Raw genomic sequence first — 26,556 nt, 5'->3', positions numbered from 1 at the left:
TGCTGTGGTCCAGGATGTCTCGGATCAGGCGCGATCAGCGGCATCGCGGACGGCCTGTTCGATGAAGACGCGGAACGCCCACTCCAGCGTCTCGCGCGAACGATATGTGCCGTTCTCGTACCCGACGAGCAGATACATTGCGGCGGTTGCGAAACGATCGGCGAGAACGCGATCACCGAGAACCTGCGCGTAGGTCTCGGCGATGAACTGGCGGCGCTGTTCATCGGCCTCCTCCTGGACGGCGCGCACATCCGAATCGTGCTCGGCCCACACGCGGATCGCCGCCTCGGTGTCGTGGGGGAGGCTCAGCGCGATCACCGTGAGGACGTCGAGCCGACGCGCCGGGTCGGGCTCCGCGCCGGCCTGCTCGATCGGCCGCTCGCTCTGCTCGGTCCGCCAGTGTCGGATGAGCGCCGACGTGTAGTCACTCCAGCTCGGGAAGGCGTGGTAGAAGGAGCCCGTCGTGGCGCCGACTGCGGCGCACACCGTCGCCTGCTTCAGGCCGGCATGTCCCTGATCTGCGAGGACCTGAAGCCCGGCATCGAGATAGCGGCGTCGGGCGGTGTGTGAGGCGGTGCTGCGCTTCTTCCCGGGGGACGTCACGATGCCAGTTTAGATGTGACCCCTTGCACAAAACAATAACTCGACTTATGCTCGGTTCGAGCGACGAGGAGAGTGCCGTGGGCAAGCAGAACCGCAACACCGGATTGAACCCGGAGACCCAGTTCATGGAGATCTACCGGAACCTGTCCACCTATGAGTTCCCGTGGGACATCAATCAGGCGCTGAGTTTCGCGCTGTTCCGCACCTACGCGGTCCCCAGCATCGGTGCCCTGCTGGACGAGACGGGCGCGTTCACCGACCACACCCAGAAACGCTACGACGACACGGCAATCCTGTTGGAGGTCCCGCTGATCGAAGGCTTCGACAGCTCGGCGGGCAAAGCGGCGATCCGCCGGATCAACCAGATGCACAAGATGTACGACATCTCCGACGATGACTTCCGGTACGTGTTGTCGACGTTCGTGGTGGTTCCGGTGCGATGGTTGGCGCGGTTCGGGTGGCGCGAACTCACCGACACCGAACAACAGGCGATGGTGCGCTACTACCAGGCGCTCGGTCGGCATATGGCGATCAAGGACATCCCGGACACCTATGAGCAGTTCGCGGCCCTGATGGACGCCTACGAAGCCGAGCATTTCGCCTACGACGCCGGCGCCCGAAGGGTGGCGGATTCGACGATGGAGTTGATGGCGTCCTTCTATCCGTCGTTCGCCGCCCGTGGTGTCGACATCTTCAGCCGCTCGCTCATGGACGAGCCGCTGATCACCGCCTTCCGTTATCGCGAACCGGGAACGGTGGCCCGTGCGGTGTCGGTCGGCGCGCTCAAGGCGCGGGCGCGGATGCTGCGATTCTTCCCGGCCCGGCGCAGACCCGCACTGGTCCAGAACATGTCGCGGGTGCGGTCCTATCCCGACGGGTATGACATCGAGAAGATGGGCACGTTCGCCGCACCGGGATGTCCGGTGCATCGGAGTGACCCGGCGTCGGGAGCGGCCGCGTCGGAGAGCTGACCAGGTCGGACGCGACCGGGCCCTGTCAGAAGGCCATGAAGAGGATCTCGTCCCGGCTGTAGTCGTGGCCGGGGTGGTTCTCCTTGAGGTGCTCGCGCACCTTCTCCACCAGTTCGTCCTCGTCGGTGCCCTTCATCGCCTCGCCGCACGGGCAGGTCAGTCGTGTCTTCATGCCATCACCTCGTTGCCGTTCGTCCGGGTGTGCCCGGCGTCTCGGCGTGAGGGTACTCGTGGTGTGCGTCTCAGGGGAGGGGGCGGGTCGCGTGGCCTCACGCTCGGCGGTCGCGGTCACGTGCCGGGTGAAAGGCGAACCCGACGGTAAGGTGGCGGTTTGACCAGCCCGCCCACTCCTGTCCCGAACGGAGGCGCCACACGGTGCGATCCCGCCGGTACGGAGTCGTCGTCGGACTGCTCTCGATCATCGTCGCGCTGCTCGCCGGGCTGGTGGACACACCTGCACGGGCGAGCACGTCCGTCGACAGTCCGGGACGTGCCATCGCGGTCTCGCAATCGGGCGACTGGGGTGGCCTCGACGGCGTATACCGACTCACCTATCTGACGACGGACGCGCGCGGCGCGGTCGTCCCGGCCGGCGGGATCGTGCGTCTGCCCGACGGCCCCCGGCCGGACGGCGGCTGGCCGGTGATCTCCTGGGCGCACGGGACGTCCGGCCTCGGGGACGAATGCGGACTGGCCGACTCCACCGACCTCATCCGATCGACCGCGCCCGTCGTCGAGGCACTCACCGGTGCGGGATATGCGGTGGTGGCCACCGACTACATCGGCCTCGGACCCGACTCACTGGGTCCGCACGCGTACCTCCACAGCCGATCCGAGGCCACCGCCGTCATCGACATGGTCCGGGCGGCGCGGAGCGTGATCATCGGGTTGTCGCGCAGCTGGGCCGCGGCCGGCTCCTCGCAGGGTGGGCACGCCGCGTTGGCGGCCGGTCACCACGCGCGCACGTATGCGCCGGAACTCGACTTCCGGGGCACCGCGGCCCTCGCTCCCGCATCGAACTTCGAGGACCTGATCCCACTGATGCGGCCCGGCATCCCCCTGCTGCCGCGGGCGATGTCGGGACCGTTCGCGGCGATCCTCGCCGGGCTGTCCGCCAATCAGCGTGACGTCGACGTCACGTCCTACCTTTCCTCGTTCGGCAAGCAGGTCGTGGCGGAGGTGGGCCGGTCGTGTGGTCCGGAGTGGGAATCGATCCTCGACGGCGCCCGACCGGACAAACTGGTGTCGAAATCGCTCGGCGACGACGCGTTCCGGTCGGCGCTCCGCAGCTACATGGAGGTGCCGGCGGCCGACCAGGGCGGCCCGATCCTGGTCGTCCACGGCCTGCGTGACGTCACCGTACCGATCCCGATGACCTATCGGTTGCTGTCCGAATTCCGCGAGGCCGGAACCGATTACGAGTTCGAGACGATCAACACCGATCACACCGACCTGCGCGCCGACGGCGGTATGGACGACGTCCTGCGATTTCTCGAGCGCGTCATCCCGTCGGGCTGACGTCAGCGCAGCGCCTTCGCCTTGAGCGCCGCGTACTCCTGCTCGTCGATGACACCGGAGTCGAGAAGGGACTTCGCGTCGGCGATCTGTTCGGCCGACGACTTCCCCGCCACAGACCGGATGTAGTCGTCGGACTGTTGCTGCATCTCGACGCGGGTCACCTCGGCGCGGCGCGACATACCCGGTCCACGGGCGATCAGGTACACCAATGCCGTCAACCACGGGACGAAGATGAGAAACACCATCCACACGGCCTTCCACCAACCCGACAGCTCCCGGTCCCGGAACAGGTCGGCGATGATCCAGAAGAGCATCATCAGGTAGGCGACGAAGATGAAGATCACCACCGTGTACCAGATGAAGTCCCAGAACGAATCCCACATGTCATCTCTCCCTTCGCCGGCGGGCCTCGACACGGCGGCCCGCACCTCAACGGTTGGCAACATCATGCGCGACGACCTGTGACCGTGGCTCACCTGGAACGGATGACTTCGCCGTGGCCTCGGCATTTCATCCCGACCGGATGATGCCGCGGTCGACGACATGTGCGACGGTCAGGGAGTTCGCCGACGAGTCCCGCCGCGCCGTGCGAAGATTCGCGGTGGCGTCGAGAAGATCGGAGGCATGGGGTGAGCGGACCGACCGAAGGTGATGACATCCGTCCGGCGGAGGCGAGTGACCCTCGTCCACTCGACGCGGACGAGCGCGCCGAGCTCGAGCGCCTGCGGGCCGAGGTCGCCGCGCGGTCCGCGCAACCGGAACGGAAGATGCTGGGGCGCCGCATCGTCGCCGTCACGCTGGTCGTGCTGTGCGCCGTGCTCACGTTGCTGTCGGTGACGACGAGGTATGTCCGCGGTGAGCTGCTCGACACCGAGCACTACCTCACGACGGTGGCGCCCCTCGCATCCGAACCGGCCGTGCAGGAGCAGGTCACCGACGCCATCACCGACGAGATCAACGCGCAGGTCGACATCCAGCAGATCACCGAGCAGGCGCTGCAGCAGATCGTCGACCTCACTCCCGCCGAGCGGCCGCGCATCGACCAGACCGTGGTCGGATTGGCGCCCGTCCTGGCGAACCAGGCGGAATCGTTCATCCAGCAGACGGTCAGTCGTTTCGTGGAATCCGACCAGTTCCGCGAACTCTGGGTGACGGCCAACCGTGCCGCGCACCGGTCGGTGGTGGCCGCGCTGACCGGCGACACCGAGCGCGGGGCCATCGAGATCGACCCCGACGGTTCCATCAGCATCCAACTCGGACCCGTCATCGACCAGGTCAAACAGCAACTCGCGGATCGCGGATTCGCGTTCGCCGACAAGATTCCCGAGGTCGACAAGGAATTCGTGGTGTTCCAGTCGCCGCAACTCGCCGACGCGCAGCGGTGGGTGGGTGCCCTCGACAAGATCGCCGACGTCCTGCCGTGGCTGGCCCTGGCCGCCGCGATCGGTGCGGTGCTGGTGATCGGCGCGGGGCGACGTCTGCGGATGACAGCGGCCGTTGCCATCTCGATCGTGGTCGCGATGCTGCTGTTGGCCATCGGGCTGCTCATCGGACGAGCGGTGTACATGAGCGAGATCCCCGCCGACGTGCTCGCGCCGGACGCCGCCCGCGTCATCTTCGACACCGTCGTCAACCCGTTGCGACTGGCGTTGCGTGCGGTGGCGGTGCTGGCGCTGGTGGTGGCGATCGTGGTGTTCTTCGCCGGTGGGTCCCGGTCGGCCAAGGCGGTCCGGCGCGGCTTCACCGGTGGCGTCGGTGCCCTCGATGCGCGGCGGAAGCAGCGTGATCCCAACGCGTTCGAACTCGCGCTGTATCAGGCGCGGATACCGGTGCGGATCGCGGTCGTCGTGGGCGCGGCGCTCATCCTGATGTTCTGGTCGTATCCCACCGGGCTGGTGGTGATCTGGACGGTGGTGATCACCTGTGTGGTGCTCGCTGCGCTGGAGATCGCGATGCGCCCGGCGCGTCGGGAGGTGGCGGGAGCGGCACTTGTCGATGAGGCGCCGAGCGCCGGGTGATCCGGGGTCAGTGATCCGGGCGGTCGGCGGCGCGACCGTCCCGATCCTTCCGTCGCGCAACCCCCTGGGCCAGCAGCGCCGCGGAGTCGGCGGGGGCGGGCGATCGAACCACCGGATGACCGATGACCGCCCTCCGGCTGATTCGGCCGTGTCGCATCGGCATGAGCACACCTTCCGGAGAATTCATCCTGCAGCCACTTGCTGTCCTCGATGGTGACAGACGTGCGCGACACTGTCGTCCTCCGAGCCGGATGACCGACTGCCCGATGGTCGCCGGGCCATTATCATTCTCGGAGATCTCCCGAATCGGGTCGGGAACGTCGCAAGGTGGGTACCGGGTGAACTCGACGAGCGGACGGCTGGCGCCAAGCCTTCGGTTACGGGCGTCGCGACCCGTCCTGCCTCCCGGGTACGTCCACCTTTCCCGGGTGGGTGCCGCGCTGGATCGATGCCCGCCCGGTGGGCTCGCGGTGGTGTCCGCCGGCGCCGGGTACGGCAAGACGCTGGCCGTTGCGGGCTGGGCCGGCGCTCACCGTCCTGCCGGTGCCACCGCCTGGCTGACAGTCGACGATGCCGATGGCCTGCGGTCGTTCTGGAATGACGTGCTCGGCGCCCTCGCCGCCGCGGACGCCCTGTCGGAACCGAGTGGACTGCGGGACATCGCGCCGGCATCGGGATTCGCCGAACCCGAGGTCGACCGGATCATCGACGGACTCGCGGACTCGCCCACACCGATCACCTTGGTCCTCGACGACGTCCACCGCATCACTGCCCCGGAGGTGCTGAGCAGCATCCGGCGCCTGATTCGCCGACAGCCCCCGACGCTGCGACTGATCGTCATCACCCGGACGGCGGCGGCCCTGCGCCTACAGAAGCTGCGGCTCGACGGTCGGCTCGTCGAGATCACCACGGAAGACCTGCAGTTCACCCGCGACGACGTCGTCGAGTTCTGCGACCGCGCAGGTGTCGACCTGCGCGACGACGACATCGATGCCCTTCTGGGGCGGACACAGGGCTGGCCGACCGGCCTGCGGCTCGCGGTCCTGAGCGGCCGCGGCACCTCCGGCGATGTCATGCATCGGGTGACCGGACAGAACGAACTCGTGGCGGCATACCTGCTGGAGGAGGTGCTCGAGGAGCTCGCTCCGTCCGACCGGCGGTTCCTGCTCGCCACGAGCATCGTCGACACCGTCAGTGCCCCGCTCGCCCGCGCGCTGGCCGGACGCGCCGACAGTCGCCGTGTGCTCGACGATCTCGTCGCGAACAACGTGCTGACCGTTCGGCTGTCCGATCGGCCCGACTGGTACGCCTACCACCCATTGTTCCGTGAGCTGCTGATGGACCGGCTGGACGCCGAGAATCCGGACGCCGCAGCCGAACTGCACCGTCGGGCGGCGGAATGGTTTGCCGCGAACGACGACCCGGTGGCGGCGGTACGCCATTACGGCCGGGCACGCGATTGGCCGGCGATGACCGACCTGCTCGGCGGCGTGGCCGCGCCGTTGGTGCTGTCGACGCAGGCATCGGCGCTGGCCGCTGCGCTCGAGCCGGCGGCCGCCGAGGCGGAGGCGCGGCCGACCGCGGACACGCTGGTTGCGGCCGCGATACTCTGCTACCACCGCGGCGACTTCGTCGCGATGGATCGCAACGCCGAGGACGCCGCCCGGGTTCTGGACCCTGATCGGCCGTCGGCGACCATCGGCTCGCGCATCCTGATCGCGTTGCTCCGCATGGTCACCGCCCGCACCAGCCGCCTGTCCGACGTCGTCGATCGATGCGACGACATTCTCGCGCTGGTGGCGCAAGCGCCCCGCACGGTGATCCCCGCCGCGCCCGCCTATGCGATCATGGCGCGCAACAACCGCGCCATCGGCCTGTTTCATCGTGGTGAGATCGACACGGCAGCAAGGGAACTCGTGGTCAGCCGGGCCGGAGCGGAGGAGGTGGGGCTGAGCCTGGTGGCGATGGCGGCCGATACCTACCTGGCCCTGACGGACCTGGTACGCGGTGATCTGCCCGAGGCCGCCGTGCGGACCGCCGCCATCGGGGTCCTCGCAGAACGCCGGGGCTGGTCTCGTCAACCACAGACGTTGGCGCTCTACGCCGCTCGAGCGCTGATGTACCTCGAGTGCAACGATCTGGAGGCGGCAGATCGTGCCGTCGACATGGGGCGTCGTGCGGTGGCCCACGGGTCGGACACGGCGGCGTGGCTGATCATCGAGGCGGCGGCGGTCGGCATTGCGGTCGTGCGCGGCGACGTCTTCGCCGCGCGCACCGAGTTTCGGCGATTGGAGGCCGCGCGGCGGTCGTCGACCACGCTGCCGGCGTTGCTCGCCGGCCTGTACGACGCGACGGCAGCCGAGGTTCAGGTGCTCTCTGGCGACGCGGAGGCGGTGATCGCGGTCGGCAGCGACCGAGCGCTGCCGGCGCCGTACGCCACTGCGCTGAACCGCATCGTCCTGGCCAAGGCGCACCTCGCCGCGAACAACCCGGCCGACGCGATCGAGGCCCTCGGCATCACGGCAGGCTTTGCGCCGTACCGACTCCAGGCGACCGAGGCCGAGGTACTGGCCGCGGTGGCGTCGGCGCGGCTGCATCGGGACTCCGCGGCGCTCGAGCATCTGGCGTCCGCGGTCCGGCTGGCCGCGCCGGTGGGGCAGATCCGTCCATTCGTCGTGGCGGGTCCGGTGGTCGGTGTACTGCTGACACGACTGCTCCGGGTGACCGACGGTGATCAGGCTTTCGTCCGCGACCTGCTGGCCGCGTGTGGAGGCGAGCAGCCCGGAGTGGCGGCGACCCCATTGCTGCCCATCGAGTCGTTGACCGACCGCGAACTGATGGTGCTGCGCTACTTGCCGACGATGTACAAGGCGGCGGAGATCGCCGCGGATCTGTTCGTGTCGGTGAACACCGTCAAGACCCACCAGCAGTCGATCTACCGCAAGCTCGGGGTCACCACGCGTCGCGACGCCGTTGACCGGGCCAGGGAACGACACCTCATCTGAGGTGCACGCCGGGTCCCGGTGCTCCGACCCTCAGCGATCGGGTTCGTCGTCCGCGCGCAACGTCGCGACGATGGCCTGTGTCGGAATCCGCCCCTGCGCGACCAACTTTCCGCCCGAGGCACGTGCCGCGGCAGCGAACGATGCCGCGCTCAGGTACTCCCAGACGATCACCGCGGCGCGGCGTCCGGGCGTGATCGCGCTGGACAGGTTCTCCACATCCTCGGCGGCGAGGATCTCCACGAGCTCCGCATCCATGTTGTGCAGCCGCGGATCGGGGAGGTCTTCGAACTCGGTGACCGCGAGTTCGCCCGACTCGGCGCGCTCGATGATCAGAAGATCGAGCAGCCGAAGCGTCCCGCTCTCGACCGACACCCGAATCTGATCGGCCATGTCGACGGTGAGAGATGTTGCGCCATCAGGGAGTTCGACGACCACATAGTCGATGGGGCCCAGCTCGGTCAGGTCCGGCCCGGTCGGGTCGCCCATCGGTTCTCCTCGCGTCGAGAACGGTCCACGTCTGCGGTGGCGTGGTTCATTGTCGACCGGGCATGAGTGCGTGGAGTCATCCGGTACGGGTGATTGGTGCGAGACGTGAGAATGGGCCGGAACCCAGTGGCAGGGATCGCCCGCCGAGCGTGGGTTCCGGCCCAGTCTCTGACACGATGCACGCGGAGGTCGTCCGGTGATCGTGAGTCCGTGCACGGCCCGGGCTGCGGCCGTGTGTGAGGGAGGAAGTGCGTGGTTACGGCGCCCAGGTGCGCGGCGCCGTCGCCCCGTCGTCGGCCGCGAGATCCGCTCCGGCGACGCGGTGGGCGCGGTTGACCGCGGAGACCACGGCGCGCAGGCTGGCCGTCGTGATCGACGATGCCACGCCCACACCCCAGACCGTCTCGCCGTTGACCTCGGTCTCCACGTAGGCCGCCGCGCTGGCGTCGCCACCGGAGGTCAGCGCGTGCTCGCTGTAGTCGAGGACGCGGACGTCGAAGCCCACCGTCGACAGCGCGTCGACGAACGCTGCGAGGGGCCCGTTTCCGGAGCCGGCGATCTCGCGCTCGGTTCCGTCCACCTTGACCACCGCGGTGATGCTGTCCTCGCCGCCGTCGATCTCCGCGGCGTCCACCTTCTGGCGCATCCGCTCGAGCGGCCGGATCGGGTTGAGGTATTCGTCGGCGAAGACGTCCCACATCTCCTTCGGATTGACCTCACCGCCCTCGCCGTCGGTGATCTTCTGGATCTCCTTGCTGAACTCGATCTGCAGCCGGCGCGGTAGGTTCATGCCGTGGTCGGCCTTCATGATGTAGGCGACACCGCCCTTGCCGGACTGGCTGTTCACGCGGATCACGGCCTCGTAGGTGCGGCCGACGTCCTTGGGGTCGATCGGCAGATACGGCACCTGCCACAGGATGTCGTCCATGTCCTGGTCGGCCGCGTCGGCGTCGTACTTCATCGCGTCGAGGCCCTTGTTGATCGCGTCCTGGTGGCTGCCGGAGAACGCGGTGTACACCAGGTCGCCGCCGTAGGGGTGGCGTTCGGGCACGTTGAGCTGGTTGCAGTACTCGACGGTGCGACGGATCTCGTCGATGTCGGAGAAGGTGATCTGCGGGTCGACGCCCCGGCTGAACAGGTTCATGCCCAGGGTGACCAGGCAGACGTTGCCGGTCCGCTCGCCGTTGCCGAACAGGCAGCCCTCGATGCGGTCGGCACCGGCCTGGTAGCCGAGTTCGGCTGCCGCGACCGCGGTTCCACGGTCGTTGTGCGGGTGCAGGCTCAGGAGGATCGAGTCACGGCGCGCCAGGTTGCGGTGCATCCACTCGATGGAGTCGGCGTACACATTCGGCGTGGCCATCTCGACCGTCGCCGGGAGGTTGATGATCATCGGGTTCTCCGGTGTGGGAGCGATGATCTCGGTGACGGCGTCGCACACATGCTTGGCATAGCTCAGCTCGGTGCCGGTGTAGGACTCCGGCGAGTACTCGTAACGCCACTGGGTGTCCGGGTACTTCTGCTGCTCTTCGAGGACCTTGTGTGCGGCGTCCGTGGCGATCTTGGTGATCGCGTCCTTGTCGGCGCGGAACACCACCCGGCGCTGCAGCACCGACGTCGAGTTGTAGAAGTGCACGATCGCCTTGTTGGCGCCGCGGCACGCGTCGAAGGTGCGCTCGATCAGTTCCGGTCGGCACTGGGTGAGGACCTGGATGGTGACGTCGTCGGGGATGGCGCCGTCCTCGATGATCTCGCGGACGAAGTCGTAGTCGGTCTGGCTCGCCGACGGGAAGCCGACCTCGATCTCCTTGTAGCCCATGCGGACGAGGAGTTCGAACATGCGCCGCTTGCGGGCGGGGCTCATCGGGTCGATCAGCGCCTGGTTGCCGTCACGCAGGTCGACGGCACACCACAGCGGAGCGGTGGTGATGGTCTTGTCGGGCCAGGTGCGGTCGGGAACCGACACGTTCTCGACCTCGTCGGCGAACTGCCGGTAGCGGTGCACGGGCATCGCCGAACTGCGCTGGGTGTTCCAGACCGGCTGTCCGGTGGGGATGGGTCCGGCGGGCTCGACGATGCGGCTCGTGCCAGAGGTGAAAGAGTCTGCTGCTGCCATGATGGTCATTCTCCGTGGGTGGGAACTCGGGGGAAGATGACCGGCGCGTGAAGGCCCCGCGACGGAGGGCCGGTCGAATCAGACCCCGCCGCGGCAACCGAGAAGGAGTGCACGCTGCATGTGCTGGACTGTACTCCCCGCACCGAGCGGCGATCAAATGGCGTCGGTCTGTCGGCCGACGCGTGGGCGAGCGTGTCAGCCCTGGTCGCCGACCGTCTGATCGTCGGGCATTCGGGGGTTTCCCCAGCGCTCGGCGAAGGCCACCTCGCGCAGAGGGAGGCGGGTACGGGGCCGCTCGTCGCGCTCTCGGATCTCGGGCGCCACGGTCTCCGGGTCGGCGATGCGTCCGATGCCCAGGAGGACGAGGGGCCGGTGATCGTCGGGGATGGCGAAACGCTCCCGCGCGCCGTCCGGGTCGAAACCGGCCATCGGATGGCCGTTGTACCCGGACGACGCGGCCTGCAGGATCATCTGCGACACAGCCAATCCCACGTCCACAGCCGAGTAGGTGCGGGCCTTCTCATCGTCGGCCTGGGTGGTCGTGCAGACCAGGACGAGCGCCGCCGACGCCGGAGCCCAGCCCGCGTTGCCGCGGGTCAGGATCTCGGTGAGGCCGGTGAACGTCGCGTCTCCCCGCACGCCGACGATGAAGCGGACCGGCTGCATCCGACCCCACGTCGGCGCCCACCGGCCCGCCTCGAGGATCTCGGTCAGGACGTCGGCGGAGATGGTGGCGTCGGCGGCGTAGCCACGGGCACTGCGTCGTCCTTCGATGAGTTCGTGCACGCGGCCAAGGGTAGTGCGGACCCCGGCGCCGGTTCCGTTGGCGAGGTCGGCGTCTCGGCGATCGGCCGGGGCCGCAGGACCACGGTCAGCACGACCGCGAGCACGGTGAGTGCGATGGCACTCGCGAGTGACGCGGCGTGCACTCCGTCGACGAAGGCGCTGCGTGCGGCACCCGCCAGTTCGGTTCCGCTCTCACCCATCTCGAGTGCCCGGCGCAATGTGTCACCGAGTGTGTCGCCGAAGCTCCAGCCCTCCGAACGCGCCCGGAACACCACCGTGGCCAGTGAGCCGAGCAGTGCCAGCCCCATCGCGGTGCCGAGTTCGAAACTCGTCTCCGAGATCCCGGAGGCCGCACCCGACCGTTCGACGGGCACCGATCCGACGACGACGTCGGAGACCAGGCTGAACACGATGCCGTAGCCGACACCCGCGATCGACGTGAACAGCAGGTAGATCCACAGCGGACTGGTCGTCGACAGCAGCAACAGGCCCAGGTTGCCCAGCGCCGCGGACGACACCGCCCCCACGAACGCGAACCGCAGTCCGACCATCGACACCACCCGCGAGGCGCCGATGGAGAACACCGCCACCGCGACCGCCATCGGCAGACCGGCCAACGCCGCGGTCAGCACGTCGAGCCCGCGTGCGGACTGCAGGTAGACGCCGGTCAGATAGGACATTCCGCCGAGCGCCATCATGCCGACCAGCGCGGCGGACACCGCCGCACTGAACTGCGGATTGCGGAACAGGGACAGATCCAGCAGTGGTGCGGGCGTCCGGAGCTGGTGCGCCAGGAACATCGCCAGCATCGCCACCCCGAACAAGCCGATGACGACGATCGATGCGTCGAGGCCGTCGGCGGCGACCGTCTTGACCGCGTACACGACCGGCAGGATGCCGAGCAGCGAGAGGACGACGCCGAGGACGTCGAACGGCGCGACGTTGGGCGCCCGGTACTCGGGGACCAGTCGCGGGCCGGCGACGAACAGGACGGCCAGCACGGGGACGTTGATCAGGAAGACGACGCCCCACCAGAACTGGTGCAGCAGCAGACCGCCGACGACCGGCCCGATCGCGCTGCCGCCGGCGAACGCCGCCGTCCACACGCCAATCGCCTTGGCCCGCTGGCGGGCGTCGGGGAACATGTTGGCGATCAGGGACAGGCTCGACGGCAACAGGGTCGCGCCGCCGACGCCCATCAGCGCACGGGCCGCGATCAGCACTGCCGCGTTCGGGGCGAAGGCGGCCACGACGGACGCGACGCCGAACAGGGCGGCGCCGGCCAACAGGACGCGGCGTCGGCCGATGCGGTCGCCGACGTTGCCCATGGTGATGAGCAGGCCGGCGATCAGGAACCCGTAGATGTCGAGGATCCACAGTTGTTCGGCGGCGGTCGGGGTGAGTGCGTCGGTGATCGCGGGGATCGCCAGATAGAGCACCGAGAAGTCCATCGAGACCAGCAGCACCGGCAGGGTCAGCACCGCGAGTCCCCACCACATGCGTCGATCGGCGCCGGCGGGGGACCGGTGCTGATCGGGCGATGGTGTGACGACGGACATGACGGCTCTCCTGGCTTCTGGTGCGGACGATGCTTCGACGGCGGTGGCAGCGAGGCCGCGTACGCCGTACGCATCGACGGTACGGACATGGGTACGCTGTACGCAACCGAAATATTCCCGCAGGTCCGGTGCGTGCGGACGATCGACGAGAGGAGTGGCGGGTGGCGCCTGCCGACAGGGGCTCTGCAGGCCTGAGGCTGACCCTGGAGGCGATCGTCGATGCGGCGATCGCGGTGGCCGACCGTGACGGCATCGGTGCGTTGTCGATGCGCCGGATCGCCGACGATCTCGGCGTGGGTGCCATGTCCCTGTACCGCCACGTCGACGACAAGGACGCGTTGCTGCAGGAGATGTCCGAGGAGATCGGCCGCCGCTTCCCCTATCCGGTCACCGACACGAGACCGTGGACGTGGCGGGAACGGGTGCAGGTCGTGGTCGACATCGACTGGGAGTTGTATCAGCGCCACCCCTGGGTGGTCCTGGCCTACTCGTCGCCGCGGCACAGTTTCGGCGACGAATCACTGCGCTGCCTGGACTGGTTCGCGGCCGGCTTCCTCGACCTCGGTGTCGACCTCGTCGAGGCCACCGGTATGGCGCTGACGGTGTGGAGTCACGTGCACGGCGTCGCGCTGGTCGCGGTCAGCGACGACCTGCTCCGCGCGGAGAAGCCGTCCGAGGGCCCCGACGGGTTGGCGGATCTGATCGGCGGACGATCCAAGGATCTCGCTCCGCACCTCTCCGCACTGTCGCAGACGACGGCTGCCGCACGGCTGGTCGATCCGCGAGCCCGACTCGACGATGGCATCGCCTACCTGTGTGACGGGTTCGAAGCGCGAGGCCACGCGAACGGTGACTGAAAACCGCACCGTGAGGGCCAACCGAGGGGTTTATCCCCTCGGAGTCGCCTGAGGATGCCGATTCTGGTCACCGACGCCGATCACATCGCGTGCGGATACACCGTCAGCATGTGCGCGCCGAACCAGGCGCTGCCCATGACGATCGGCACCAGCGTCGCGATGGCAACTCCTCGACGCCACCGGGCCATCGCCATCGCCAGCGGAATGAGCAGCACGAAGGCCGGCAGCAGCAGACGGGCCCGGGACATCATCAGCCCGCTGGACAACACGATCGAGGCGACCACCAACACGCCGTACAACAGCACCGGCCATGGCATCCGCGACCACACCGCCACCATCAACATCCCCAGCGTGGCGATGATGATCCACGCCGTCGCGACCGGGGCGACCTCGCCCGAATGCACCAGTGCATCGTTGACGAAGTCGAACGTGGCCCGGCCCATGTCGAACTCGGTGCCCCAGCCCTCGGTCTGGATGCGGAACCACCCGGTCGGTGACCCGGTGTGGGCCCACACCACCGCCAGGTAGCCGAGGTAGCCGAGCGGACTGATGGCCACCGCAGCCCAGGCCCGCCATCCGTCCCGCCGCGCGAGGATCGCGGCCAGCATGACCACGCCGATCACCACCACCGCGGTCGGCCGGCTCGCCCCGGCCAGGAGCGCGCAGATCCCCGCGAGCAGCCACCGTCGTTCGAGAACACCGACCAGAGCCCACGCCGCCAGTGCGCAGAACAGCGCCTCGGTGTAGGCCATGTTGAGGACCACCGACATCGGGGTGGCGGCGAAGAGTGCGGCGAGCAACAGTCCGGTCCGCCGCGGATCGGCCGGCCCGATCGGCGACCGATCGGCCATCATCCGGGCGCAGATCGCGCCGATCCGGGCGGCGCCCACGGCCGCCACACAGCCGAGGACCACGTTGACCGTGATCGCCGCCCCGTACGGAGTGATGAGCGGAAGTTTCGCCACCGCGCCGACCAGCATCGGGTAGCCGGGAAAGAAGGCGTAGGCGGTGTCGGGGGTGTGCAGTCCTCGTGCGTCGGTCTGGGTGAACGGAACGTGGCGGTAGCCGTACTCGGCGATCGCGATCATCCACTGGCCGTCCCAGAGCCCGAGGGAATCCCCGAGCGTGGTCTCCCGCAGCTGGGCGAATCGCGCGAGCATCGCGATACCGATGGCGCGGATCACCAGGAAGACGACGATGGGTTCGACCCACGCGCGCACCGCCGGGCGCGCGCTCAGGTCGCGGATCCTTGCGCCGACGGTGGCCGGCTCGGCAGGTGCAGTCCGGGTGCGCCGCGGCGCGCGCCCGTCGCGTGCGGATGCACCGACGTCGGTTCCGGTGGCCACCTCAGCGATGGTAGGGCGACGCGTGTAGTTGCGACCACCACACCCGCCGGGCGGAGGAGAACCGGTCACATCCGGCCCGAGGAAATCGCCGTCGAACCGCGTCCTCCAGGCCCGCGAAAATGTGGCCACCGTCACCGCGCAGCCGGTGGCCGATTCGGGCAAGAAGGTCACCGACGGTAAGGTGATCCCCGCTAAGGTTCGCCCCGACGCTCAACGTCGAGCGACCCCGAACTGGGGCGATGCACTTTCCGACAACCCCCGAAAGGTGGTCGACGTGGCACTCGTTGTGCAGAAATACGGCGGTTCCTCGGTCGCTACGGCCGAGCGGATCCGCCGAGTCGCCGAGCGCATCGTCGAGACCAAGAAGCAGGGCAACGATGTCGTCGTGGTGGTCTCCGCCATGGGCGACACCACCGATGAACTCCTGGATCTCGCGCAGCAGGTCAACCCGACCCCGCCGCCGCGGGAGATGGACATGCTCCTCACCTCGGGTGAGCGCATCTCCAACGCTCTGGTCGCGATGGCGATCAGCTCGCTCGGCGCGCAGGCGCAGTCGTTCACCGGTTCGCAGGCCGGTGTCATCACCACCAGCAGCCACGGCTCGGCGAAGATCATCGACGTCACGCCGGGCCGCGTCCGCAGCGCGCTCGACGAAGGCAAGATCGTTCTGGTCGCGGGCTTTCAGGGCGTGGCGCAGGACACCAAGGACATCACCACGCTCGGGCGCGGTGGGTCCGACACCACGGCGGTGGCGCTCGCGGCGGCCCTCAAGGCCGATGTCTGCGAGATCTACACCGACGTCGACGGTGTCTACTCCGCCGACCCGCGCATCGTGCCCGATGCCAAGCGTCTCGAAACCGTCTCCTTCGAGGAGATGCTCGAACTCGCCGCCTGCGGCGCAAAGGTGTTGATGCTGCGTTGCGTGGAGTACGCGCGCCGCTACAACACCCCTGTTCATGTGCGCTCGTCGTACTCGACAAAACCCGGCACACTGGTGGCCGGATCGATGGAGGACATTCCCGTGGAAGAAGCCATTCTCACCGGCGTCGCCCATGACCGCAGCGAAGCCAAGATCACCGTGGTCGGTCTCGACGACAAGCCCGGCTACGCGGCCAAGGTCTTCCGCGCGGTCGCCGACGCCGAGATCAACATCGACATGGTTCTGCAGAACGTGTCCAAGGTGGACACCGGCAAGACCGACATCACCTTCACCCTGCCGCGCGAGCTCGGCCCGCTCGGCGTGGAGAAGCTCACCAAGCTCAAGGACGAGATCGGCTTCACCGATCTGCTCTACGACGACCACATCGGCAAGGTGTCGCTCGTCGGTGCGGGCATGAAGAGCCATCCCGGCGTCACCGCCACCTTCTGCGAGTCGCTGAGCAACGCGGGCATCAACATCGAGCTCATCTCCACCTCGGAGATCCGCATCTCGGTGCTGTGCCGCGACACCGAACTCGACGACGCCGTGCGGGCTCTGCACGCCGCCTTCGATCTCGGTGGCGACGAGGAAGCCGTCGTCTACGGCGGAACGGGGCGATAGACATGACCACCATCGGAGTTGTCGGCGCGACCGGTCAGGTCGGTGGCGTCATGCGAACCCTGTTGGCCGAGCGCAAGTTCCCCGCCGACGAGGTGCGGTTCTTCGCGTCGTCGCGGTCGGCGGGCAAGAAGCTGCCGTGGGGCGACGGCGAGATCGTCGTCGAGGATGCGGCCACCGCAGACCCCTCGGGACTCGACATCGCGCTGTTCTCGGCCGGCGGGACCATGTCCAAGGAGCAGGCACCGCGATTCGCGGCCGCCGGCGCCACCGTCATCGACAACTCGTCGGCGTGGCGCAAGGATCCCGATGTGCCGCTGGTGGTCTCGGAGGTCAACGGTGAGCTCGCGAAGAACCCGCCCAAGGGCATCATCGCGAACCCGAACTGCACCACGATGGCCGCGATGCCGGTGCTCAAGCCGCTGCACGACGCGGCCGGACTGCAGCGCCTGATCGTGTCGAGCTACCAGGCGGTGTCCGGTAGCGGACTCGCCGGTGTCGAGGAACTCGCATCGCAGACCCGCGCCGTGGTCGGAGACGCCGAAAAGCTGGTCTACGACGGCAGTTCCGTCGACTTCCCGGCGCCCGACAAGTACGTCGCGCCGATCGCGTTCAACGTGCTCGCGATGGCCGGCTCGCTGGTCGACGACGGTTCCGGCGAGACCGATGAAGATCAGAAGCTGCGCAACGAATCCCGCAAGATCCTGGGGCTGCCGGAGCTACTGGTGAGCGGCACCTGCGTGCGCGTGCCGGTGTTCACCGGACACTCGTTGTCCATCAACGCCGAGTTCGCCAACCCGATGTCGGTGCAGCAGGCGCAGGAGATCCTCGGCGCTGCAGCGGGAGTGGAACTCTCCGACGTGCCGACCCCGCTGGCGGCGGCCGGCAAGGACAACTCGCTCGTCGGCCGAATCCGGCAGGATCCGGGTGTTCCGGACGGACGTGGTCTCGCACTGTTCGTCAGCGGCGACAACCTCCGAAAGGGCGCTGCGCTCAACACGATCCAGATCGCCGAACTGCTGGTCTGACGCCCACTGCCGCTCCCTGAGGCGTCACGAAGGGCCACAACCGCTCCCTGAGGAGCCTCGTGAGGAACGAGCGAGGCGTCACGAAGGGCAGCCCGAAAGGTCGACGATGACCACGCCCATCACGACACCTGTTGTCGTGATGGGCGTTTCGGGTTCGGGCAAGTCGACCGTCGGTCGGGCTCTGGCGCAACGCCTGGCCGTCGACTTCATCGACGCCGACGATCTGCATCCGCCCGCGAACGTCGCGAAGATGAAGGCGGGCCACCCGCTCGACGACACGGACCGATGGCCATGGCTCGACGATGTCGGGCGCAGGCTTGCCGAGCCCGGAGGAGGGGTGGTGGCGTGCTCTGCCCTGAAACGCGCCTACCGCGACCGACTGCGCGCCGCCGCGCCGACGACATGGTTCCTGCATCTGTCGGGGTCACGGGAACTCATCGGCCGACGACAGGCGGACCGGACCGGGCATTTCATGCCGACAGGTCTGCTGGCCTCACAGTTCGACGATCTCGAACCCCTGGCCGCCGACGAGCCGGGTCTGACCCTCGACGTCGCGCTCGACGTCGGCGAGATCGTGTCGGCGGCACTCGAGGCACTCCTCACTGATTGAGATTGTCGAAAGCCATGACCCCGGTCACGCGTCCAGGTTACTGTGCGGTAGCTTACTGACTCATGAGACAAAACTGGGGGAACATTTCTTTGGGTCGGCGCCGACCCGGAACGGTTCGGCGCCTGGTTGCCACGGCGACCGGGATGGTGCTCGTCGGGGCCGGCCTGGTGGCCATGGCTCCGACAGCCGGCGCCGCAGGCGATTTCTACACACCGCCCGCGCGATTCGCTTCCGAGCCCGGATCGGTCATCCGCAGCGAAGCCAGCCCGCTGCTGCTCCAGATTCCCGGTGTCGGCAATCAATGGCCGGGCACGGCGACCCGGGTCATGTACACATCCGAGTACCAGGACGGAACACCCGCTCCGGTGACCGGCACGCTCGTCGAGCCGACGGCGCCCTGGCAGGGCGGCGGGCAGCGCCCGACCGTGGTGCTGGGCCCCGGAACCGTGGGCCAAGGTGATCAGTGCGCCGGATCGAAGATGATGAACTTCCCGCTGGCCATCGATCCCACCAAACCCAGTATCGCCGTGAATTACACGGCTCTCGAGCTCAATCTGATGCTGATCAACGGTGTGCGGGTGTTCATCACCGATTACATCGGCATGGGTACCCCGGGCGTCCACACCTATGTGAACCGTCGCGAATCCGGCGCCGCGATGCTCGACGGTGCCCGCGCGGCGTTGCGTCTGTCCGGCGCCCCGGCTGATGCGCCCGTTGGATTCTCGGGCTATTCGCAGGGAGGCGGCGCGGCCGCATCCGCCGCCGAGATGGCCGAGACATACGCACCCGAATTGAACGTGCGGGCCACGTACGCGGGTGCACCGCCCGCCGATCTGGCGAAGGTGACGAAGGGCATCGACGGCACCTTCATCGTCGGCGGCATCGGGTACGCGATCAACGGCCTGACGGCGCGTTACCCCGCCCTGCGACCGGTGCTCGACCGCGAGACCACGCAGGAAGGCCGGCGGGTGCTGTCGCAGGTGGCGACCCAGTGCATCGGCGACACGGGACTCGCCTTCGGGTTCCAGAGCACCACCCGGTGGACGCGCACCGGCGAGTCGCTGTCGGCGGTCATCGATCGGACACCCATTGCGAAGAAGGCGGTGGCCGATCAGCGGATCGGTCGGCTGAAGCCGAACGCGCCGGTGTTGCTCGAGGGTGCCATCAGTGACGACGTCATTCCGTACGGCCAGGTCAAGCAGCTGTATCAGGACTGGCGTGCCCAGGGTGCCGACGTGGCAATGGTGACCAATGAGATCCCGCCGATCTTCCCGGGCCTGGTCGTCAATCATGCGCTACCCATGCTGACCACACTGTTGCCGGCGACCAACTTCCTGCTGGGCGAGTTCCACCGGTAGCCACGGGCCGATCGTCCCCGGCCGGTTCCACGCGAGGGATATCTCGGTGTGGACCGCCCGGGGACGAGTCGTCGGCGGGGCCGGCTATTCGGTGATGAACATGCCCGACACCGTGCACCACTTGTCGTTCCCGGTACCCGGGCACGCGTAGCGCACTACGTAGATTTCTCAGTTTTTTCTCAGCGAGAGAAGAAAGCCCGGTTCGGGCTCGCGTAGTCGCGGGGACGTGATGGGATGACCGGGTGGGGTGGATGCGTCGTGGGGCGGTTGTCGGTGTAGTGGTCGGGGCGGTGGCGGCCGCAGCGTTGTGCCTGGTGGCGGCGCCGGCGCAGGCTCAAGGCGCGCTTGGCCCTCCCGGAACGAGCCTGATGCACGGCGACCTCGCCTCGACCGATTCGACGCCGTTCCCCGGACCGGGACGGCAGGCACATCTGGCTGCATCGTCGGTGCCCGGCGGTGCGTGCGCTGCAACGTTTGTCGGACGTGACGGGATGCCGGTGTCGTTGTGCACACAGTTCGTCGGGACGTCGCCGCCGCAGGTCGTGGTGCCGACGGTGACGTTGTTCGACCCGGCCACGGCGGCGCCGCTGGCTCGGCTGCAACTGGCCAAGGGCGGGTTGCTCGGCGGCGTGTACGGCTACCTCGACGGTCGCGACCGGGTCGTCGTCGCCGACGGTTCGGGCGCGATCCTGCGGGTGGCGCATCGGCGGACCGCCGAGGGGTGGCAGGTGTACGTCGACGACCGGGTCGATGTCGGCAGGCACATTCCCGAGGGGGACGCGATCACCGGGCTCGCTCCCGACGAACGGGGACGGGTGTGGTTCGCGACCACCCGGGGCGTCGTGGGAACGGTGGATGCGGCGAAGCGGGTCAGGTCGGCGCGACTGCCCGCGGGTGAGGAACTCGGCAACGGGCTGTCCATGCGCGGCGACAACGCGTCGGTGCTGACGACGCACGCGCTCTACGAGATGACGGCCGCCGACGACGGTGTGCCGCGGACGGTGTGGCGACGCACCTACGACCGGGGCGACGCGCGCCGACCCGGCCAGCTGACCTGGGGTTCGGGAACCACGCCCACCTATTTCGGGCCGGGTGGCGATGCGTGGGTGGCCATCGTGGACAACGCCGATCGGCCCGATCTGATCGTCTACGACAGCGACACAGGCGCGACCGTCTGCCGAATGCCGGCGTTCGGCACATCGGGGCAGGGCACCGAGAACTCGATCATGGCCTGGGGCGATTCCCTGGTCATCCCCAGCACCTACGGCTACCAGTACCCGCCGATGGCGGTGACCGGCCCCAGCGTGCCCGCAACCGCGCCGTTCACGGGTGGCTCGACCCGCATCGACGTCTCCGAGCAGGGCTGTCGTCGGGTCTGGGAGAACTCCGACCGCATCTCGACGCTGCCGCGCCTGTCGCGCGCCGACGGCCTGATCCACGCGCTGGGATATGGGCCCTACGTTCCTGGTTCGATCCAGCAGGTCGGCCCGATCTTCTACGTGGCCACCGATTTCGCCACCGGCAAGCGGGTCAGGACGCTGAAGGTCGGCGACGGCCCGATCGACGAACCGCTGGAGCTGACGGGGACGATCGCGCGCGACGGCACTCTGTGGCAGGCGACGGTCGGGCGGATGCTGAAGATCGCCCGGTGAGGTCCGTGGGACAATCGGGCACATGACCGACCCTGACGACCCGGATCGGATCCCGACCCAGGCCGAACTCGACGCCGAGGACATGGCGGCCATCGAGCGCACCTCCCGCGACCGCGACGACACGAATCTGTACCCGCCCCGGCCCGGAGAGCCCGGCCCGCCACCGGTGGCGCTGAGCCTGCACGCGCGGGTGGCGTGGTGGGGTGCCGCGGCCGCGGGGCTCGTCAGCGTGGTCTACGGCTTCGTCAACCTCGGGATGATCACGGACCTACTGCGGGCCCGACTGCTCGAGGGTGTGGTCGCCGACCCCAACAATGCGAGCCCCGAGGAACAGGTCGACTCGCTGGCCGGCTTCTTCCCGCCGTTCATGCTGGTCATGATCGTGGTGTTCCTGGCGACCGAGTACGCGCTGCTGGTCGCCGCCGCGACGCAGCACAGTCGCACTTGCCGCAACTTCTTCCTCGCCGCAGTGGTGATCAACCTGCTCTGCATCCCGATCGGCATCGATCTGCTCTTCGAGTACCCGGAGGTGTGGTCGGCGATGCCGGTGATCGCCTGGCTGCAGTTCGGGCTGCTGATCATCGCGGGGCTGTTCACGGTGCGGCGCGGCGTGAATCAGTGGTTGCCCGATTCGACGCGCATGCGCCCGACGAAGATGTTCCGCGCGCGGTAGGTTTCGATACGCGTCGCTACTCCGTGGATCGAGTAGCGGCGAACGGAGTGAGTCGCGTATCCGCCGGATCGAGCTTGTCGAGATTGAGATCAACCAGCGGAGGAACCCCCGAGTGCGAGAAGCTCCTTCGTGAACTCGGCCTCGTCGATGCGCGTGCTCCGGCCGTCGGCGACCACCACCTCGCCGCCGACCATCACGGTGTCCACGATCCGCGGCGAGCCCGCGGTGAGCAGGGACGCTCCCGGATCGCGGACCGGCAGGGTCGCGTAGTCGCGGTCGAACCGGACGAGCGTCAGGTCCGCGGGAACACCGGTGCACACCCCACCGATCACCTCGGGCAGGCCGAGCGCGACGTTCGCGCCGCCGCAGGCGATGTCGAGCATCTCGCCGAAGCCCAACAGATCTGCCCGCTTGTGCACCGCCCGTTGCACATAGGCGGCGATCCGCAATGTCTCCAGCATGTCCTGGGTGTCGTTGCTGGCCGCGCCGTCGACCCCGAGCCCGACCATCATGCCCCGGTCCAGCATCGCCGGGACGGGGGCGACCCCACTGCCGAGCCGCATGTTCGACAACGGGTTGTGCGAGATCGCCACACCGCGATCGGTGAGGATCTGTTGCCCGACGTCGTCGAGTTCCACACAGTGCACCGCGAGCACGCGGTCCCACAGGAATCCGTTGCCGTCCAGGTACTCCACGGCGCCGACACCGGCGTGTTCCAGGCACATCCGGTCGTCGGTGGGGGTCTCTAGCAGGTGGATGGAGACCGGGAGGTCGCGGCTCTGGGCGAACTCGCGCAGTGTCGTCATCCCGTGCTCGGTCACCGACCGCGGGTTGGGGACGGCCAGCGCCATCGCGATGCGGGAATCGGCGACCTGGGCACGCAGATGGTCGACGTGCTCGAGGACGTCACCGAGCGGCTGCATCAACCGGGGCTCGAATCCCCACTTCCGGGTGGCGTCGGGTCGGTCGGCGACGCCCCGGCCGAGCAATGCCCGGATTCCGGTGTCGCGCAACGCTTGGACGACCGCGCCGTGCACCTCTGGGGACGGGTGCGGCCACATGTGCTCGACGACGGTGGTGGTGCCCGACCGCAGTGCCTCCAGCGACGCGGCGACCGCGGCGAGATAGGCCCGCTGCGGGGTGATCGCCACCGACTCTTCGCCTACCGCGAGAAGCCATTCGAGTAGCGGCGTGCACTCGGCGATACCGCGCATCAGCGACTGCTGCAGGTGAGTGTGGGTGTTGACGAAACCGGGGATCAGGTAGCCGTTGCCGTCGCCCGGGTGGGCCGCGTCGGTGATGGCCGTGACCACCCCGTCGGCGACATGGACATCCTGATGAGCGAGCCAGACGCCCCCGGTGTACACCGTGACGTCGGCGAAGGCCGGGGATGTGGACAGGTCGGTACGGACAGGGGTGGTCACGGTGTCCACCTACTTGCCGTAGTTGGCCGCGACGCGCTGCGCGATGTAATCGGCTGCGGTGATGGGTGGGTAGGTGCCGGCGGCGCTCTCGATGAGCACGTCGGTGTTCGCCTGCGCGAAGTAGGCGATCGTGTAGCGCGGTCCGCTGTACTCGCCGCGACGTGGCGCCCGCACGCGGTGGAAGTTCGACGGCAGTCGGTCGTCGGACCAGCGCATCAGCATGTCGCCGATGTTGCAGGTGATCGCGTCGTCAGAGGGCTCCACCGGCGTCCACGCCTGGCCCTGTGCCTCGGCGCCCGGCAACACCTGGAGTCCACCTTGGCCAGAGCGCTGGAACAGCAGCGTCAGGGCATCGAAATCGGTGTGTGCGCCGGCCCGCCAGGCGGTGTCCTCGTCCAGCAGTTCGTCGGGGAACGCGTAGTAGTGCAGCAGCCGCAGGGTGCTCTGGTAGGTGCTCGACGACGGGTCGTGTGCGCGGGTGAAGAAGTCCCGGTCGAGGCCGAGATTGTCGGCGAAGCAACTCAGCAGATCCATCGCGAGACGCCAGCACTTGTGCTCGAAATCCTCGATGGTGGCGCGGAATCCGGCCAGCTCGTCCTCGCTCGGCCAGAGGCCTTCCATGCGCGGCCGGGTGAGCTGGTAGGACTCCTTCTGGTCCGGGGTGCCGACCGACGGGCGGACCTGACTCATGTACTCCCAGCCCGCGTTCTGCCCCTTCTTGAGCGGATACTGCGCCTTCGTGTCCGTCGGCAGGGCGAAGAACTTCGCCGACATCTCGAACGCATGGTTCACCTCGGCCAGGTCGATCCCGTGGTCGACGACCTGGAAGAACCCGATATCGGTTGCCGCGGACCAGAGCTCGTCGGCGATCTGTCCCCGCCGGGCATCGAAGTCGGCCAGGCTGATGCGGCGCACCTCGCGGTCGGTGGTCTCGGTTCCCAATCCACCCATGGCGCGCTCGCGGTGCAGCTCGGTCATCTCCGCTGCGCCCTCGGAGCGGTCGTCGGTGACGGTGGTGATGTCGGACATGGCTATCTCTCTCGTGACGATGAGCCCGCATGCGCTTTTCGACGCGACACCTGAGAGAGAGGACATCGCGGACGCGAACAGCGGGACTCTGACCCGCTGCTACATACGGCCTCGTGCAGTCGAGCATAGGCGACACCCACCGACCGCGCGAACCGAGCGCGCAGGTCAGGCTCACCTAACTTTTCTGGAAGCCCTCCATTTTCTGGACTAGTTCCAGAAAAGGCGTTATGGTGGAGCCATGTCGGACAGCCATCAGTTCCATCGACGGCTCCGCGAGGCGGGGATGCGGGTCACCGCGCCACGCCTGGCGGTGCTCGAGATCCTGGATGCGCATCCGCACTCGACGGCCGATTTCGTCGCTACCGGGGTGCGGGAGCACCTGGGCGGGGTCTCGACGCAGACCGTGTACGACGTTCTGCGTGCATGCACCAATCGTGGACTGCTGCGCCGAATCGAGCCGGCGGGTTCGCCTGTCCGCTACGAAACCCGGACCGGCGACAATCACCATCACCTCATCTGCCGGGAGTGTGGCGAGATACTCGACATCGATTGCGCTGTAGGAGAAACCGCGTGCCTGGTGCCTGATCGCGATCACGGCTATCAGGTCGACGAGGCGGAGGTCATCTTCTGGGGCCGATGCCCGAAGTGTCTGAATTCAACACTCGCCGAAGCGAGTTCGGCGTCCGTCTAGTCGACTCACGGAGAGGATGTGACCAAGGAGACTGTTCTCGGAGGAATCATCGAATCATCTAAGTCGTTGTAGAGACAGTAGATCCGAAGAACCAAAAGCATCGGCGTGACCATCGCCGATCCGCTACCTGAGGAGACACCACATGGCAACAATCGATCCCGTCTACACCATCGCTTCCACCGCGACCGGAGGCGGCCGCGACGGACAGGTCGTGTCGCAGTCCGGCCAGATCGACCTCGACCTGCAGCCGCCGAAGGAGATGGGCGGCAGCGGAGACGGAAGCAATCCGGAGGAACTGTTCTCGGCCGGATATGCCGCGTGCTTCCTCGGAGCGCTGCGCGCCACCTCGAAGCAGGCCGGTTCGCCGGTCCCCGATGACTCGACGGTCACGGTCGCCGTCGGGATCGGCAAAGACGACTCGGACGGCGGATTCGGGCTCGTCGCGACGATCGAGACGTACATCCCCGGCGTCGACGAGGCCAAGGCCAAGGAACTGACCGAGAACGCGCACGCCTTCTGCCCGTATTCGAAGGCGACCAAGGGGAACATCCAACACAACATCACGGTGCGGGTCTGACCCACGCCGTCGCGTACAGCCCACGCAACGAAAGGAGTGGTTTTTCGATGACCACCAGCACACCCATCACCAGCACCCTCACCGAGGAACAGAAGACGGTCACCGGAAAGGCCTTGCAGGACACCGTCGTCGACCTCATCGACCTGACGCTGATCGCAAAGCAGGCCCACTGGAACGTCATCGGGCGCCAGTTCCGTTCGGTACACCTCGAGCTCGACGAACTCGTCGCGGTGAGCCGTGAGTTCACCGACGCCGCGGCCGAGCGCGCCACCGCGATCGGTGTGAGCCCGGACGGGCGCGCCGAGACCGTCGCGAAGACGGCCAACACCAAGGGCTTTGGTGAAGGCTGGACCAAGGACGACGACGTCGTCACGGCGGTCATCGACAACCTCCAGGCCGTCATCGCCGGACTTCGCGAGCGGATCGAGGCCACCGAGAAGACCGACCCGGTGAGCCAGGATCTCCTCATCGAGATCGCCTCCAAGCTCGAGCAGCTCCACTGGATGTGGCAGGCCCAGTCCGTCTGACCTGCCCCGCGCAACGCCGACACGACCGACAGCCCCGGTCGTGTCGGCGTTGTCATTTCGAGCTTGCGAGCATTCTCCCTTCGTGACGATCCTCCGCTAGCGCTCCGGATCTCCTAGTAATAGGGCGTGGAGGTTGTTGCTGGAGGGACATCCTTCTTGCTGTGGTTGACGGGCTTGGTGTCCCAATG

General features: G+C 67.8%; 24 protein-coding genes. 14 read left to right on the top strand and 10 right to left on the bottom strand.

What is annotated here, in order from left to right; translation table 11 throughout:
- Nucleotides 1-24: 24 nt before the first annotated feature.
- Complete coding sequence (locus tag VZC37_RS14885; protein ID WP_330433352.1) at nt 25-603, bottom strand: TetR/AcrR family transcriptional regulator; 579 nt, start codon at nt 601-603, stop codon at nt 25-27.
- Between the two features lie 77 nt (nt 604-680).
- Between VZC37_RS14885 and VZC37_RS14880 the strand changes: the two genes are divergently transcribed.
- A complete protein-coding gene (locus VZC37_RS14880; protein WP_330433351.1) occupies nt 681-1,574 on the top strand; it encodes an oxygenase MpaB family protein in 894 nt (297 codons plus the stop codon).
- A gap of 25 nt (nt 1,575-1,599) precedes the next feature.
- On the opposite strand, the gene VZC37_RS14875 is transcribed toward VZC37_RS14880, so the two are convergent.
- Nucleotides 1,600-1,746 (bottom strand): DUF1059 domain-containing protein, encoded by a 147-nt coding sequence (locus tag VZC37_RS14875; RefSeq protein ID WP_330433350.1) that lies wholly within the window; start codon nt 1,744-1,746, stop codon nt 1,600-1,602.
- Between the two features lie 203 nt (nt 1,747-1,949).
- On the opposite strand from VZC37_RS14875, the gene VZC37_RS14870 reads away from it, so the two are divergent.
- Nucleotides 1,950-3,092, top strand: a complete 1,143-nt coding sequence (locus VZC37_RS14870; RefSeq protein ID WP_330433349.1) for an alpha/beta hydrolase family protein — start codon at nt 1,950-1,952, stop codon at nt 3,090-3,092.
- A gap of 2 nt (nt 3,093-3,094) precedes the next feature.
- On the opposite strand, the gene VZC37_RS14865 is transcribed toward VZC37_RS14870, so the two are convergent.
- Nucleotides 3,095-3,475 (bottom strand): SHOCT domain-containing protein, encoded by a 381-nt coding sequence (locus tag VZC37_RS14865; protein WP_330433348.1) that lies wholly within the window; start codon nt 3,473-3,475, stop codon nt 3,095-3,097.
- 246 nt (nt 3,476-3,721) lie between these two features.
- Here VZC37_RS14865 and VZC37_RS14860 point away from each other — a divergent pair, with 246 nt between their 5' ends.
- Both VZC37_RS14860 and VZC37_RS14855 read left to right on the top strand, forming a co-directional pair.
- Nucleotides 3,722-5,110 (top strand): hypothetical protein, encoded by a 1,389-nt coding sequence (locus VZC37_RS14860; RefSeq protein ID WP_330433347.1) that lies wholly within the window; start codon nt 3,722-3,724, stop codon nt 5,108-5,110.
- 338 nt (nt 5,111-5,448) lie between these two features.
- A complete protein-coding gene (locus tag VZC37_RS14855) occupies nt 5,449-8,115 on the top strand; it encodes a winged helix-turn-helix domain-containing protein (protein WP_330433346.1) in 2,667 nt (888 codons plus the stop codon).
- 30 nt (nt 8,116-8,145) lie between these two features.
- Here the strand turns inward: VZC37_RS14855 and VZC37_RS14850 are convergent, their stop codons facing one another.
- The 4 genes from VZC37_RS14850 to VZC37_RS14835 all read right to left on the bottom strand — a co-directional run bounded on the left by VZC37_RS14850 (nt 8,146) and on the right by VZC37_RS14835 (nt 13,059).
- Nucleotides 8,146-8,601: a DUF6325 family protein gene (locus tag VZC37_RS14850; protein WP_330433345.1), complete on the bottom strand. Its 456-nt coding sequence runs from the start codon at nt 8,599-8,601 to the stop codon at nt 8,146-8,148.
- A 256-nt stretch (nt 8,602-8,857) separates the two neighbouring features.
- Nucleotides 8,858-10,714, bottom strand: a complete 1,857-nt coding sequence (gene leuA, locus VZC37_RS14845) for a 2-isopropylmalate synthase (protein ID WP_330433344.1) — start codon at nt 10,712-10,714, stop codon at nt 8,858-8,860.
- 195 nt (nt 10,715-10,909) lie between these two features.
- Nucleotides 10,910-11,500: a nitroreductase family protein gene (locus VZC37_RS14840; RefSeq protein ID WP_330433343.1), complete on the bottom strand. Its 591-nt coding sequence runs from the start codon at nt 11,498-11,500 to the stop codon at nt 10,910-10,912.
- Nucleotides 11,425-13,059 carry an MFS transporter gene (locus tag VZC37_RS14835; RefSeq protein ID WP_330433342.1) on the bottom strand — a complete coding sequence of 545 codons (1,635 nt, stop codon included), beginning with the start codon at nt 13,057-13,059 and terminating at the stop codon, nt 11,425-11,427. Before VZC37_RS14835 ends, VZC37_RS14840 begins: the two co-directional genes overlap by 76 nt.
- Nucleotides 13,060-13,220: 161 nt before the next feature.
- Here VZC37_RS14835 and VZC37_RS14830 point away from each other — a divergent pair, with 161 nt between their 5' ends.
- Nucleotides 13,221-13,916, top strand: coding sequence for a TetR/AcrR family transcriptional regulator (locus tag VZC37_RS14830; protein ID WP_330433341.1), 696 nt, complete (start codon nt 13,221-13,223; stop codon nt 13,914-13,916).
- Between the two features lie 80 nt (nt 13,917-13,996).
- Here VZC37_RS14830 and VZC37_RS14825 read toward each other — a convergent pair whose 3' ends face one another.
- Nucleotides 13,997-15,262, bottom strand: a complete 1,266-nt coding sequence (locus tag VZC37_RS14825; protein WP_431309417.1) for a glycosyltransferase 87 family protein — start codon at nt 15,260-15,262, stop codon at nt 13,997-13,999.
- Between the two features lie 274 nt (nt 15,263-15,536).
- Here VZC37_RS14825 and VZC37_RS14820 point away from each other — a divergent pair, with 274 nt between their 5' ends.
- The 6 genes from VZC37_RS14820 (at nt 15,537) to VZC37_RS14795 (ending at nt 22,120) form a co-directional block, all read left to right on the top strand.
- On the top strand, nt 15,537-16,802 hold the full coding sequence (locus tag VZC37_RS14820; RefSeq protein ID WP_330433752.1) for an aspartate kinase: 1,266 nt from the start codon (nt 15,537-15,539) through the stop codon (nt 16,800-16,802).
- Nucleotides 16,803-16,804: 2 nt separating this feature from the next.
- Nucleotides 16,805-17,827, top strand: a complete 1,023-nt coding sequence (locus tag VZC37_RS14815; protein WP_330433340.1) for an aspartate-semialdehyde dehydrogenase — start codon at nt 16,805-16,807, stop codon at nt 17,825-17,827.
- A 118-nt stretch (nt 17,828-17,945) separates the two neighbouring features.
- A complete protein-coding gene (locus tag VZC37_RS14810; protein WP_330433750.1) occupies nt 17,946-18,437 on the top strand; it encodes a gluconokinase in 492 nt (163 codons plus the stop codon).
- A gap of 62 nt (nt 18,438-18,499) precedes the next feature.
- Nucleotides 18,500-19,795: a lipase family protein gene (locus tag VZC37_RS14805; protein ID WP_431309416.1), complete on the top strand. Its 1,296-nt coding sequence runs from the start codon at nt 18,500-18,502 to the stop codon at nt 19,793-19,795.
- 251 nt (nt 19,796-20,046) lie between these two features.
- Complete coding sequence (locus tag VZC37_RS14800) at nt 20,047-21,447, top strand: hypothetical protein (protein WP_330433338.1); 1,401 nt, start codon at nt 20,047-20,049, stop codon at nt 21,445-21,447.
- A gap of 22 nt (nt 21,448-21,469) precedes the next feature.
- Nucleotides 21,470-22,120, top strand: coding sequence for a hypothetical protein (locus VZC37_RS14795; protein WP_330433337.1), 651 nt, complete (start codon nt 21,470-21,472; stop codon nt 22,118-22,120).
- Between the two features lie 89 nt (nt 22,121-22,209).
- Here VZC37_RS14795 and VZC37_RS14790 read toward each other — a convergent pair whose 3' ends face one another.
- Together VZC37_RS14790 and VZC37_RS14785 are read right to left on the bottom strand one after the other, a co-directional pair.
- Complete coding sequence (locus tag VZC37_RS14790) at nt 22,210-23,544, bottom strand: amidohydrolase family protein (RefSeq protein WP_330433336.1); 1,335 nt, start codon at nt 23,542-23,544, stop codon at nt 22,210-22,212.
- Between the two features lie 9 nt (nt 23,545-23,553).
- Complete coding sequence (locus tag VZC37_RS14785) at nt 23,554-24,573, bottom strand: isopenicillin N synthase family dioxygenase (RefSeq protein WP_330433335.1); 1,020 nt, start codon at nt 24,571-24,573, stop codon at nt 23,554-23,556.
- A 238-nt stretch (nt 24,574-24,811) separates the two neighbouring features.
- On the opposite strand from VZC37_RS14785, the gene VZC37_RS14780 reads away from it, so the two are divergent.
- The 3 genes from VZC37_RS14780 (at nt 24,812) to VZC37_RS14770 (ending at nt 26,368) form a co-directional block, all read left to right on the top strand.
- Nucleotides 24,812-25,264, top strand: a complete 453-nt coding sequence (locus VZC37_RS14780; RefSeq protein ID WP_330433334.1) for a Fur family transcriptional regulator — start codon at nt 24,812-24,814, stop codon at nt 25,262-25,264.
- Between the two features lie 142 nt (nt 25,265-25,406).
- Nucleotides 25,407-25,841, top strand: a complete 435-nt coding sequence (locus tag VZC37_RS14775; protein WP_330433333.1) for an organic hydroperoxide resistance protein — start codon at nt 25,407-25,409, stop codon at nt 25,839-25,841.
- A gap of 47 nt (nt 25,842-25,888) precedes the next feature.
- On the top strand, nt 25,889-26,368 hold the full coding sequence (locus tag VZC37_RS14770; RefSeq protein ID WP_330433332.1) for a Dps family protein: 480 nt from the start codon (nt 25,889-25,891) through the stop codon (nt 26,366-26,368).
- Nucleotides 26,369-26,556: the final 188 nt, after the last annotated feature.

This window comes from Gordonia sesuvii (assembly GCF_036350415.1).
GTDB classification, from domain to species: domain Bacteria; phylum Actinomycetota; class Actinomycetes; order Mycobacteriales; family Mycobacteriaceae; genus Gordonia; species Gordonia sesuvii.
This window is presented reverse-complemented; position numbering and strand designations above follow the sequence as displayed.